This is a genomic window from Achromobacter sp. 1011791174, from assembly GCF_059760925.1.
The window spans coordinates 12,909-26,221 of sequence record NZ_JCBANH010000030.1; the positions used below are offsets into that span (position 1 = coordinate 12,909).

The following is a 13,313-nucleotide window of genomic DNA, read 5'->3' on the forward strand; positions in this document are numbered from 1 at the left end:
GTGTTCTCGCGATGGGAAATGAAGGGGAACGCGCACCGTCCGCGTCAGGCCGGCATGACGCCGGCCCGGGCGCGCGTGGCGGGGCCGCCGCGCGCCGGGACGGGAAAGCTGGAATTACAGGTCCAGCAGCAGGCGCTGCGGATCTTCCAGCGCGTCCTTCATGGCGACCAGGCCCAGCACGGCTTCGCGGCCGTCGATGATGCGGTGGTCGTAGGACAGGGCCAGGTAGTTCATCGGACGGATGACGATCTGGCCGTTTTCAACCACGGGGCGCTCCTTGGTGGCGTGCACGCCCAGGATGGCCGATTGCGGCGGGTTGATGATGGGGGTGGACAGCATCGAGCCGAACACGCCGCCGTTGGAGATCGAGAACGTGCCGCCGGTCATCTCTTCGATGCCCAGCTTGCCGTCGGCGGCGCGGCGGCCGAAGTCGGCGATGGCCTTCTCGATGTCGGCGATCGACAGCTGGTCGGCGTTGCGCAGGATCGGCACCACCAGGCCGCGCGGGCTGCCCACGGCGATGCCGATGTCGAAGTAGCCGTGATAGATGATGTCCTTGCCGTCGATCGAGGCGTTGATCAGCGGGAACTTCTTCAGGGCGGCCACGGCGGCCTTGACGAAGAACGACATGAAGCCCAGCTTGATGCCGTGTTCCTTCTCGAACTTGTCCTTGTACTTGTTGCGCAGGTCGATGACGGCCTGCATGTTCACTTCGTTGAACGTGGTCAGGATCGCGTTTTCCTGCTGCGACTGCAGCAGGCGCTCGGCGATGCGGGCGCGCAGGCGGCTCATCGGCACGCGCTGTTCCGGACGGCCGTCCAGCGACAGCGTCGGGGGCGCGACCGGAGCGGCGGCGGCCTTGCCGGCGGTGTCGATGCGGGCCAGCAGCTCGCCCGAGGTCACGGTGCTGCCATCGCCCTTGACGATTTCAGCCAGCACGCCCGAAGCGGGGGCCGGCACTTCCAGCACGACCTTGTCGGTTTCGACTTCGATGAGGATTTCGTCCGCTTCGACGGCCGCGCCGGGCTGCTTCTTCCAGGTCAGCAGGGTCGCTTCGGAAACGGATTCGGAAAGTTGGGGGACGACGACGTCGGTGATAGCCATTTGATGTATTCCGTTGAGTTTGTGTTCTGTGCTCGCCGCGTGGCGGGCGCCGGTTCTGATTCCGGCGCGCCGCCGCGCGCTTTGGTGCTTACTTCGTCAGCATGACCTTGAACTTGGGCGCGAAGGCGGTCTCGATCAGGGCCTTCTGCTGTTCCTGGTGCTTGGCCAGGTAGCCGACGGCCGGCGAAGCCGACGCGGCACGACCGGCGTAGCCCAGCTTCTGGCCTTCGGTCATGTTCTCGTACACGTGATGCTGGATGTAGAACCACGGGCCCTGGTTCTGCGGCTCGTCCTGCACCCAGATCACTTCCGTGGCCTTGGGGTACTTGCGCAGTTCGGCTTCGAAGGCCTTGTGAGCGAACGGATACAGCTGCTCGACACGGACGATGGCGACGTTGTCGGCGCCACGCTCGCGGCGGGCGTTGACCAGGTCGTAGTAGACCTTGCCCGAGCAGGCCAGCACGCGCTTGACCTTGGCGGCGTCGATCGTGTCGTCCACTTCGCCGATCACGGGGCGGAAGCTGCCGCCGGCCAGATCGGTCAGCGGCGAGCCGGCGTCCTTGTTGCGCAGCAGCGACTTGGGCGTGAACAGCACCAGCGGCTTACGGAACGGGCGGATCATCTGGCGACGCAGAACGTGGAAGATCTGCGAGGCCGAGGTCGGCTGAACCACTTGCATGTTGTTGTCGGCGCACAGCTGCAGGAAGCGCTCGATGCGGCCCGACGAGTGCTCGGGGCCCTGGCCTTCGTAGCCGTGCGGCAGCATCAGGGTCAGACCCGACTGGCGGCCCCACTTGGCTTCGCCGGAGCTGATGAACTGGTCGATCACGACCTGGGCGCCGTTGACGAAGTCGCCGAACTGGCCTTCCCAGATGGTCAGCGTGTTGGGCTCGGCGCTGGAGTAGCCGTATTCAAAGCCCAGCACCGCCTCTTCGGACAGCACGGAGTCGATCACGGTGAAGGGCGCCTGGCCTTCCGAGACATTCTGCAGCGGGATGTAGGTGCCGTCGTTCCAGCGCTCGCGGTTCTGGTCGTGCAGCACGGCGTGGCGGTGCGTGAACGTGCCACGGCCCGAGTCCTGGCCGGTGATGCGGATGGCGTAGCCCGAGGACACCAGGGTCGCGAAGGCGAGGTGCTCGCCCATGCCCCAGTCCAGGTTCATCTCGCCCTTGGCCATGGTGCGACGGTCGTTCAGCAGCTTGGCGACCAGCGGGTGCACGGTGAAGCCTTCCGGCACCGTGGTGATGCGCTCGCCGATGCGCTTCAGTTCAGCCAGCGGCACGGCGGTGTCGGCCTGGTCGGTCCACTTGGCGCCCAGGAAGGGCGACCAGTCGATGGCGTACTTGCTCTTGTAGTCGGTCAGCACCGGCTCGATGGTGCGCTGACCGTCTTCCATCAGCTGGCGGTAGTCCTTGACCAGTTGGTCGGCTTCGCCTTCGGCCAGCACGCCCTGCGTGGTCAGCTTGTCGGCGTACAGCTTGCGCGTGCCGGGGTGATGGCCGATGCGCTTGTACATCAGCGGCTGCGTCAGCGAGGGGGTGTCCTGCTCGTTGTGGCCCAGCTTGCGGAAGCAGACGATGTCGACCACGACGTCGTGGCGGAACTGCAGGCGGTAGTCCAGCGCCAGCTTGGTGACGAACACCACGGCTTCGGGATCGTCGCCGTTGACGTGGAACACCGGGGCTTCGATCATCTTGACCACGTCGGTGCAATACAGCGTCGAACGCGAGTCGCGCGGGTCGGACGTGGTGAAGCCGATCTGGTTGTTGATGACGATGTGCAGCGTGCCGCCCGTGCCGTAGCCGCGGGTCTGGGCCAGGTTCAGGGTTTCCATGACCACGCCCTGGCCGGCGAAGGCCGCGTCGCCGTGCACCAGCACCGGCAGCACCTGCTTGCCTTCGGCGTCGCCGCGGCGTTCCTGGCGAGCGCGCGCGCTGCCTTCGACCACGGGGTTGACGATTTCCAGGTGGGACGGGTTGAACGCCAGCGACAGGTGCACCGGACCGCCACGGGTGGACAGGTCGCTCGAGAAGCCGTTGTGGTACTTCACGTCGCCGTCGGTCAGGCCTTCGGCGTGCTTGCCTTCGAACTCGGCGAACAGGTCGCCGGGCATCTTGCCCATGATGTTCACGAGCAGGTTCAGGCGGCCGCGGTGGGCCATGCCGACCACGATTTCCTGCACGCCGTTCTCACCGGCGTGGTTCACCACTTCGTCCATCGAGGCGATGAAGCTCTCGCCGCCTTCCAGCGAGAAGCGCTTCTGGCCGACGTACTTGGTGTGCAGGAAGCGCTCGAGGCCTTCGGACTCGGTCAGCTGCTGCAGGATGTGGCGCTTTTCCTCGACCGTGTAGGTCGGCGCGCCCAGCGTGGTTTCCAGGCGTTCCTGGATCCAGCGCTTGGCGGCGGGGTCGGAGATATGCGTGAATTCGGCACCGATGCTGCGGCAGTACGTGTCGCGCAGCGCCTTCAGGATGTCGCGCAGCGTCATGGTGCTGGCGGTCGTGAAGTAGGTGTTGGTGGCCGAGTAGGTCTGGTCCAGGTCGGCTTCGGTCAGGCCGTAGAAGGCGGGATCGAGCTCGGGGATCGGCGGACGTTCCTGGCGCTTGAGCGGATCGAGGTCGGCCCAGCGCGAACCCAGCGAACGGTAGGCGGCGATCAGGGACTGCACCGAGACTTGCTTGCTGGCGACGCTCAGGTCGGGTTCGGCGGCGCGTTGCACGAAGGCATTGGCCTTGGCGCGCTGGGCGAACGATTCGACGATGGGAGCGTGGGCCTGGTCGCGGGTGGATTCCTGGCCGTCGGTGGCGGGAGCGTGCTGCAGCTGGTCGAAGTATTCGCGCCAGTTGTCCGGCACCGAACCGGGGTTGTCGAGGTAGGCTTCGTAAAGCTCCTCAACGTAGGGGGCGTTCCCCCCAAACAGATAAGACGTGGATAGGGATTCTATTTCCGAAGACATAATCGCTTCACCTTTACGAGTGCTTCACTCGACACGATGCAGGAAAAAACCTTCCGCGACACGGGCTTCCCGGTTAGCGGATAGCAGGGGCAGAAGGCGCGTACAAGCCCTTAAAAGCCGTATGGATTAAGAGTATAACCCTTTGAGTTTATGGGCGTCTTGCTGCGATTGCGTGACGCAAAACGGCCGTCCATCGCCGTTTCCCGGCCTGCGGGAATGTCCTGGCAACCCCTTCTATCGAGCCGTCTACGCGCATTCAAAATGCCGTCTGCGAAAAATGCGGCGGCGCGTCATGAAAGACCTCGCAGCAGCGCAGTGTTGCGCTTTTGCGTCGGATCAGGCGCGCTCAGAGCGGCAATTCGGTGGTCGACATGATCTCCTTCAATACGAAGAAGGTGCGGATCTGCCGTACCCCGGGCAGCTTGATGATCTCGCCCGCGTGCAGCTTGTTGAAGCGCTCCAGGTCGCGGATGCGCAGCATCAGGAAGTAGTCGAACTCCCCCGCCACCAGATGACACTCCAGGCAGCCGCTGATGCCGCGCGCGGCCTCCTCGAAGTCGGTGAAAGCCTCCGGCGTGGAACGGTCCAGCACCACGCCCACGATCACCAGCGTGGCCATGTCCGCCGCGGCCGGCTCCAGCAGCGCCACCGTCTTGCGGATCACGCCCTCGGCGCGCAGCTTTTCCACCCGCCGCAGGCAGGCCGCCGGGCTGAGATTCACCCGCGCGCTCAAATCCAGGTTGGTGATCTGCGCGTCCTTTTGCAGCACCCGCAGGATCTGGCGGTCGATCCGGTCCAGGCTGGAGAGGGTGGCCATCTTATCCGTCCCTTTAAATTTAATTTTGATGAGTCATCGTTTTTATAAATTCAAAGGACTATCAAGTCCATCAACCTAAATGAAACATCAATAAATCACAAAAATACGCAATTGACCACATAACCCCATGATTCCTATGATTTTTTCAGCCACGGCCGCTTCCGGCCCGGCTCGAAAACGCCAAAGGAGCTTCCATGGACCTGCAACGCTTCCCCCGCCACCGCCTGACCTTCGGCGACACGCCCATCGAACGGCTGGACCGGCTGTCGGCCCACCTGGGCGGCAAGGTCGAGCTCTACGCCAAGCGCGAGGACTGCAATAGCGGCCTGGCCTTCGGCGGCAACAAGCTGCGCAAGCTGGAATACCTGATCCCGCAAGCGCTGGAACAAGGCTGCGACACACTCGTCACCATCGGCGGCATCCAGTCCAACCACACGCGCATGGTCGCGGCGGTGGCGGCCAAGCTGGGCCTGAAGTGCGTGCTGGTGCAGGAAAACTGGGTGGACTATTCGGACGCCGTCTACGACCGGGTCGGCAACATCATGATGAGCCGGCTGATGGGCGCCGACGTGCGGCTGGTGGACCAGGGCTTCGACATCGGCTTCCGGCGCAGCTGGGAAGAGGCGCTGGAGGACGTGCGCCGCCGTGGCGGCAAGCCCTACGCCATTCCGGCCGGCGCGTCGGACCATGAACTGGGCGGACTGGGCTATGTGGGCTTCGCCGAGGAAGTGCGGCGCCAGGAAGCCGGGCTGGGCTTCAAGTTCGACTACATCGTGGTCTGCGCAGTCACCGGCAGCACGCAGGCCGGCATGGTGGTGGGCTTCGCCGACGACGGTCGCGCCGACCGCGTGATCGGCATCGACGCCTCGGCCACGCCGGACCAGACGCGGGTGCAGATCCTGCGCATCGCGCGCCGCACCGCCGACATGGTCGGGTTGGGCCGCGCCATCGAGGACGCCGACGTGACCCTGGACACGCGCTACGCCTATCCGGCCTACGGCCTGCCCTCGGCCGAGACCAACGAGGCCATCCGCCTGTGCGCGCGGCTGGAGGGCATGATGACGGACCCGGTCTACGAGGGCAAATCCATGCAGGGCATGGTGGACAAGGTCCGGCGCGGCGAATTTCCCGCCGGCTCGCGGGTGCTGTACGCACATCTCGGGGGGGTGCCGGCGATCAACGCCTACAGCTTTCTCTACCGCAACGGCTGAGCCCGGCGGCTACGGCGCGCTGGGCTGGCCTTGCGGCGACCTGCGCTGAGCAGGCTCGGCGGTGCAACCCATGCATTCATGTATATGACCGCGACGGGATTCGGGCTATGGTGTCTGGCCCTTTCCCGCCCCTGCCCTCTCACGGATCCGCGCCATGCCCCATACGCTAGCCCGACTCAACGCCGCGACCGCCGACGACGCCGCCAGCATGCTGGCCGGACTGTACCCGGGCGCGCCCGGGATCGCGGCCCGGGCGCTGGACGAACGCCCCTTCGCCACGCTGGCCCAGCTCAAGCAGGCCCTGCGCCGCGCTGTCGACGGCGCGGGCGGCGAGGTGCTGGCGGCGCTGATCGACGCCGGCGCCAGCACGCTCCCCAAGGGCGACACGTCCGCCGAACGAGACGAGCTGGCCAGACTGGCCGCCGCCTATCGCGAGCGCCATGGCCACGATCCCGTGCTGGCGACGCACGACGCACGGGGCCGCGAACTGGACGCGGGCCAGGCCATCGCCAGCCTCGCGCGTCGCCTGGACCATCCGGCCGACATCGAACGGCAAGAGACGCTGATCGCGCTCCATCGCAACGCCGAACTGCGACTGCGCGACGCCTTCGGTGACCGCCCCGCGCTGGGCGAGGATATCTGGGACTGGCATGAGCAACTGAGCGCGCACAGCGACCCCGGCTACGCCGAGCGCGGCCTGCTCACCGTCACCTACCTGACCGATGCCCACCGGGCCTGCGCCCGCCAGATCGAAACCTGGATGCGCGACGGCGGCTTCGACGAGGTCGGCATCGACGCGGTCGGCAACGTGGTCGGCCGCTATCGCGCCGCCACGGCGGACGCCCCCATCCTGTTGACCGGCAGCCACTACGACACGGTGCGCAACGCCGGCAAGTACGACGGCCGCCTGGGCATCTTCGTGCCCATGGCCTGCGTGCGCGAGCTGAGCCGCCAGGGCCGGCGGCTGCCGTTCCAGATCGAGGTGGTCGCCTTCGCGGAAGAAGAAGGTCAGCGTTATCCCGCCACCTTTCTGGGATCCGGCGCGCTGACGGGCGACTTCCAACCCGCCTGGCTGGACCAGGTGGACGCCGACGGCATCAGCATGCGCGAGGCGCTGCGCCGCGCCGGCCTGCGGGCCGAGGACATTCCCCGGCTGCGCCGCGATCCGGCGCGCTACCTGGGCTTCATCGAGGTGCATATCGAGCAGGGCCCGGTGCTGTACGAGCTGGGCCTGCCGCTGGCCGCCGTGACCTCGATCAATGGCTGCGTGCGCTACCGCGTGCGCATCCAGGGCATGGCCAGCCACGCCGGCACCACGCCCATGGGCAGCCGACGCGACGCGGCCACGGCCGCGGCGGAACTGTTGCTGTACGTGGAGCGGCGCGCCGCCGCCGACGCGGGCTCGGTCGGCACGGTGGGCATGCTGGAGGTGCCGAACGGCTCGATCAATGTGGTGCCCGGGGAATGCCGGTTCAGCCTGGACCTGCGCGCGCCCAGCGATGCGCAGCGCGACGCGCTGGCCCGCGACGTGCTGGCCGAGCTGGCCGCCATCTGCGCGCGCCGTGGCCTGCGCCAGACGACGGAGCAAACCATGCGCGCCTCGGCCGCGCCCAGCCATCCGCGATGGCAACAGCGCTGGGAGCGCGCCATCGCCGCGCAGGGCCTGCCGCCGCATTGCATGGCCAGCGGCGCCGGCCACGACGCCATGAAGCTGCATGAAATCATGCCGCAGGCCATGCTGTTCGTGCGCGGTCAGAACCACGGCATCAGCCACAATCCGCTGGAAACCACCACCAGCGACGACATCCAGCTGGCCGTGCAGGCCTATGGCAGCCTGCTGGACGAGCTGGCCCGCGAATCGGGGAATTGAACAAGAAAATCGGCCCGCGATCGCGGGCAGACCGGCGGCGGGCCGATCCGGGAATCGCTCAGGCCAGGCGCATCACCCGGCGCCAGAACAACAGGGCCACGAACGCGAACACGGCCAGCCCCAGGTACGAGGCGGTGACGCCGAAGTCCGCGCCGACCAGGGCCAGCGGCGCTTCGCTGCCCGAGGCGCCGATGATGGCGGCCATCAGCACGCCCACCAAGCTCTCGCCCACGATCAGGCCGGAGGCGATCAGCACGCCGCGCCGGTTGGCGGCGTCGGCGTAGTCGTCATAGCGCTGGCCGGCGGCCGCGGCGCGGCGGCGCAGCGCGCGCTCCAGCGCCCAGGCCAGCAAGGCGCCCGCCACCAGCGGCGCGGCGACGGTGGGCGGCAGATAGATGCCGATGCCCACGGCCAGCACCGGCATGCGCGCCACGCGGCAGGTGCGCTGCATGATGGCGTCGACCGCGATCAGGCCCACGCCCACCGCCATGCCGATCAGGATCATGGTCCAGTTCAGCTGGTGCGAGAAGATGCCGCGCGCGATCGCCAGCATCAGCGTCGCCTGCGGCGCGGACAGGGCCTGGCCCGGATCCATGCCTTCGCGCGGCATGGCGTCGGCGAAGCCGTAGGCGTTATACAGCAGTTCCAGCACCGGCGAGATCACGGCGGCGCCGAGCACGCAGCCGATCAGCAGCGCCACCTGCTGGCGCCAGGGTGTCGCGCCCACCAGCCAGCCGGTCTTCAGGTCCTGCAGGTTGTCGTTGGCGATCGAGGCCACCGCCACCACCGCCGAGGTGCTGAAGATCGCCAGCGCGATGGTCATCTGCACGCCGTTCTTCGCTTCCAGCAGCTCGCCGCCCAGGACCAGCATCAGCAGCGAGACCAACACGATGGCGACGATGCCCACGCCCGAGATCGGGCTGGACGACGTGCCCACCAGGCCGGCCATGTACCCGCAGGCCGCCGCCACCAGGAAGCCGAAGACGAAGGCGAACAGCACGGCGTAGGCGACCAGCTTCCAGACGGCAGCCGCCGACAGCGGCGCGTCGGCCAGGAAGACCTGGAACGTGATGACCAGGATGGCCACCAGCACCAGCGTGACGAGGGAGATCCAGCCCGCCGACAGGTCGCGCTCGGTGCGCGGCGCCTGGCCGGCGCGGGCCTTGCCCGCCTTGCTCAGGGCCGAGAACGAGGCCTTGACGCCGCGCGCCATCGGCATGAACAGCGTGGCCAGGGTCCAGATCGCGCCCACGCCGATCACGCCGGCGCCGATGAAGCGCACCTGCGAAGACCAGATGCCGGTGGCGTACTGCGCCAGCGTCTTGCCGGTCGGCAGGTCGCCCATGGCGGTCAACACCGGCACGGCGATGCCCCAGGCGATCACCAGACCGGTCAGCATGGCCATGCCGGCCACGATGCCGATCAGGTAGCCGGCGCCCAGCAGCGCCAGCGAAAAGCCCATGGGCAGGCGGAACACCGCCCCGCCCAGCGCGAACCAGCCGCTCACGCTCTCGCCCAGCACCCGCAGGCCGCTGGCGGCGAAGCTCACCGCCGCGGCGACCACGCCGCCGGCCGCGATATCGGCCATGCCGGTGGCGGCGGGCTTGGCCGCCTTGCCCGGCGCGGCGTCGGCCTGCGCTTCCTGAGCGCGCTCGGCGCTGCCCACCCGGAGAATCTCGGCCGCGGCCACGCCCTCGGGATAGGGCAGCTCGCTCTGCACCACCATGACGTGGCGCAGCGGAATCGAGAACATCACGCCCAGCATGCCGCCGGCGGCGCAGATGCCCAGGGTCTGCCAGAACGGAAAGCCCTGCCAGTAGCCCATCATGACCAGAGCGGGCAGGATGAAGATGATGGACGACAGCGTGCCCGCCGCCGAAGCCTGCGTCTGCACCATGTTGTTTTCAAGGATGTTGGCGTCCTTGAACAGGCGCAGCACGGACATGGAAATCACGGCCGCCGGGATGGCGGACGAGAAGGTCAGGCCGACCTTCAGCCCGAGGAACACGTTCGAAGCCGTGAAGATGACGGTGATCAGTGCGCCCAGCAGGACGCCGCGGAACGTCAGTTCCGGCAGCGTCACGTCTGCCGGGACGCTGATGGGTTGAGCCATTGAAGTCTCCTTTTCACTGGCCGGGCGGCTGCGTGTCGGACTTCTGGTCCGCGCCGCGGCGCCCGGCCTTAGGGGCATGTCGCCCTGTAGGTTTGCCGGTTGGTTTTTTTGCCAAACCGCGAATTCTAGCCTGCCCGCGTCCGCCCAGTGGTCGCGCGACATCAAACGCATTGCACGGCAGAAACTGCCGCCAGCGAAAAAGATCGCGGAAGATTATGCTGAATCCCTACGATACCGCACGGGAATTTGGACACTCATACCGGAGGCCAGGGTCTAGCATGAGCGCTATAACAGGAGACGATTTCACCATGTGCGACGCCAGCCATCCGAACGCCGGGCAAGACCTCCGGCAAGCCGCCACCGAGGACGCCGATCCCGCCGAAACCGCCGAATGGCGCGAGGCCCTGCAGGCGCTGGCGCAGAGCGCCGGCCCTGGCCGCGCCGGTTACGTGCTGGAGAATCTGCTGGCCCACGCCGCGTCGCTGGGGCTGCGCGCCAACGGCCAGACCCGCAGCGCCTATCTGAATACCATCCCGGCCGACCAGGAGCCGCCCTTCCCCGGCAACCTGGCGGTGGAAGAGCGCATCGCCCGCATCAATCGCTGGAACGCGCTGGCCATGGTGGTGCGGGCCAACCAGGCGCACGGCGAGCTGGGCGGCCACATCGCCAGCTATGCCTCGGCCGCCGACCTGTTCGAGGTGGGCTTCAATCATTTCTTTCGCGCGCAGGGTCCGGACGGTCCCGGCGACCTGGTCTACATGCAACCGCACTCCGCGCCGGGCGTCTATGCGCGCGCCTACCTGGAAGGCTTCCTGAACGACGAGGACCTGGCGCATTTCCGCCAGGAGATCACGGCGCGGGCGCGCGGCCTGCGCGGCCTGTCGTCCTATCCGCACCCGTGGCTGATGCCGGACTTCTGGCAGTTTCCCACCGGCTCGATGGGAATCGGCCCGATCAACGCCATCTATCAGGCCCGCTTCATGCGCTACCTGGAACACCGCTCGCTGGCCCCTGCCAGCGAGCGCAAGGTCTGGGGCATCTTCGGCGACGGCGAGATGGACGAGCCCGAATCGATCGCCGCGCTGACGCTGGCCGCGCGCGAGAAGCTCGACAACCTGGTGTTCGTGGTCAACTGCAACCTGCAACGGCTGGACGGCCCGGTGCGCGGCAACGGCCGCATCATCGATGAGCTGGAAACGCTGTACGCCGGCGCCGGCTGGAACGTCATCAAGCTGGTCTGGGGCAGCGACTGGGACGCGCTCCTGCGGCGCGACGCCACCGGCGCGCTGGCGCGCGCCTTCGCCAACACGGTGGACGGCCAGTTCCAGACCTTCGCCGCCAATGACGGCGCCTTCAACCGCGCGCATTTCTTCAACCAGAATCCCGAGCTGGCGGCGCTGGTGGCCGACTGGACCGACGACGCCATCGACCGCCTGCACCGCGGCGGCCACGACATGGTGAAGATCCACGCCGCCTACCATCGCGCGGCGCGCCACCGGGGCCAGCCCACCGTCATCCTGGCGCAGACCAAGAAGGGCTTCGGCATGGGTACGGCCGGCCAGGGCAAGATGACCACGCACCAGCAGAAGAAGCTGGACGACGAGGCACTGCTGGCCTTCCGCGACCGCTTCGCGCTGCCGATCTCGGACGCCGACTGCCTGGCGCTGAAGTTCTACCGCCCGGCGCCCGACAGCGCCGAGATCCGCCACCTGCAGGCGCGGCGCGCGGCGCTGGGCGGCCACATTCCCCGCCGCAACACGCAGTCGCCGCGCCTGCCCGCGCCCGAGGTCGCGCAGTGGGGCCGCTTCGCGCTGGAGGCCGACGGCAAGGAAATGTCGTCGACCATGGCCATCGTGCGCATGCTGACCGCCCTGCTCAAGGACGCGACCGTGGGCCCGCGCATCGTGCCCATCGTGGCCGACGAGGCGCGCACCTTCGGCATGGCCAACCTGTTCCGCCAGATCGGCATCTATTCGGCGCAGGGCCAGCTGTACGAGCCGGAGGACATCGGCTCGGTGCTCTATTACCGCGAGGCGCGCGACGGCCAGATCCTGGAGGAAGGCATCACCGAGGCCGGCGCGATCTCGTCCTGGACCGCCGCCGGCACCAGCTATTCGGTGAACGGCCTGCCCATGCTGCCGTTCTATATCTATTACTCGATGTTTGGCTTCCAGCGCATCGGCGACCTGATCTGGGCCGCCGCCGACCAGCGCACGCGCGGCTTCCTGGTGGGCGCCACCTCGGGCCGCACCACTCTGGGCGGCGAGGGCCTGCAGCACCAGGACGGCTCCAGCCACCTGACGGCGGCCACCGTGCCCAACTGCCGCGCCTACGATCCGGCTTACGCCTACGAGGTCGCCGTGATCGTGGAATACGGCATGCGCCGCATGCTGGACGAGCAGCACGACGAGTTCTTCTACCTGACCGTCACCAACGAGAACCTGGCCCAGCCCGACATGCCGGCGGACCCGGCGGCGCGCGCGGGCATCCTGCGCGGCCTGTACCGGCTGCGCCCGGCGCGCGGCCAGGCCCAGGTGCGCCTGCTGGGCTCGGGCCCCATGCTGCGCGAGGCCGAACTGGCGGCCGATCGCCTGCGCGACGAATACGGCGTGGACGCCGAGGTCTGGAGCGTGACCAGCTATTCCGAACTGGCGCGCGACGGCCGCGAAGCCGAGCGCGCCCGCCTGCTGGGCCTGCCGGCGGCCCCGGATGCCGACTGGGTCCGGGCCTGCCTGGGCGACAGCCAGGCCCCCGTGATCGCCGCCAGCGACTACGTGCGCGCCGTGCCCGAACAGATCCGCGCCTTGGTGCCCGCGCCCTACCGCACTCTGGGCACCGACGGTTTCGGCCGCAGCGACACGCGGGCGCAGCTGCGCGACTTCTTCGAGGTCGGCCGCGACTGGATCGTGCTGCAAGCGCTGGACAGCCTGGGACGCGCGGCCGACGTCCAGGCGCTGCGCGAGCGGCTGGGCGCGGCAACGCGCCATACGCCGCCCTGGGCGCAGTGAAACACAGGGAGGCGGCCGCGCCATTGCGGCGAGGCCGCCTCCCCGCCGCCCATTCCCCACCGACCTGTTCCCGGATCCAGGTCCGCCGTCGGACTTGTCCCAGGCCGGCATTACCGCCTCTCGTCGCCCCCCATTCCTTTCGCGGCCCGCCCGCAGCCCGAACCGCGCGGATTTCCCGCCGCGATCACGCGCCGGCTTGATCAAAGTCCACCCTGAATCCGCTGCTCGTTGCGG

7 protein-coding genes are annotated in these 13,313 nt (G+C 67.9%); 3 read left to right on the forward strand and 4 right to left on the reverse strand.

What is annotated here, in order from left to right; genetic code table 11:
• Positions 1-114: 114 nt before the first annotated feature.
• The 3 genes from odhB to AC6LJ5_RS13045 all read right to left on the reverse strand — a co-directional run bounded on the left by odhB (position 115) and on the right by AC6LJ5_RS13045 (position 4,877).
• Positions 115-1,104: a 2-oxoglutarate dehydrogenase complex dihydrolipoyllysine-residue succinyltransferase gene (gene odhB, locus AC6LJ5_RS13035; protein WP_498140685.1), complete on the reverse strand. Its 990-nt coding sequence runs from the start codon at positions 1,102-1,104 to the stop codon at positions 115-117.
• A gap of 88 nt (positions 1,105-1,192) precedes the next feature.
• Positions 1,193-4,060 carry a 2-oxoglutarate dehydrogenase E1 component gene (locus tag AC6LJ5_RS13040; protein ID WP_103273228.1) on the reverse strand — a complete coding sequence of 956 codons (2,868 nt, stop codon included), beginning with the start codon at positions 4,058-4,060 and terminating at the stop codon, positions 1,193-1,195.
• 346 nt (positions 4,061-4,406) lie between these two features.
• A complete protein-coding gene (locus AC6LJ5_RS13045; protein WP_498140686.1) occupies positions 4,407-4,877 on the reverse strand; it encodes an Lrp/AsnC family transcriptional regulator in 471 nt (156 codons plus the stop codon).
• 194 nt (positions 4,878-5,071) lie between these two features.
• Between AC6LJ5_RS13045 and AC6LJ5_RS13050 the strand changes: the two genes are divergently transcribed.
• Entirely contained in the window at positions 5,072-6,088 is a 1,017-nt protein-coding gene (locus tag AC6LJ5_RS13050) for a 1-aminocyclopropane-1-carboxylate deaminase (RefSeq protein WP_498140687.1), read from the forward strand.
• A 154-nt stretch (positions 6,089-6,242) separates the two neighbouring features.
• A complete protein-coding gene (locus tag AC6LJ5_RS13055; protein ID WP_498140688.1) occupies positions 6,243-7,958 on the forward strand; it encodes a hydantoinase/carbamoylase family amidase in 1,716 nt (571 codons plus the stop codon).
• A gap of 58 nt (positions 7,959-8,016) precedes the next feature.
• Here AC6LJ5_RS13055 and AC6LJ5_RS13060 read toward each other — a convergent pair whose 3' ends face one another.
• On the reverse strand, positions 8,017-10,071 hold the full coding sequence (locus tag AC6LJ5_RS13060; protein ID WP_498140689.1) for an OPT family oligopeptide transporter: 2,055 nt from the start codon (positions 10,069-10,071) through the stop codon (positions 8,017-8,019).
• 308 nt (positions 10,072-10,379) lie between these two features.
• Here AC6LJ5_RS13060 and mdeB point away from each other — a divergent pair, with 308 nt between their 5' ends.
• Positions 10,380-13,079, forward strand: coding sequence for an alpha-ketoglutarate dehydrogenase (gene mdeB, locus AC6LJ5_RS13065; protein WP_498140701.1), 2,700 nt, complete (start codon positions 10,380-10,382; stop codon positions 13,077-13,079).
• The last annotated feature ends 234 nt before the right edge of the window (positions 13,080-13,313 follow it).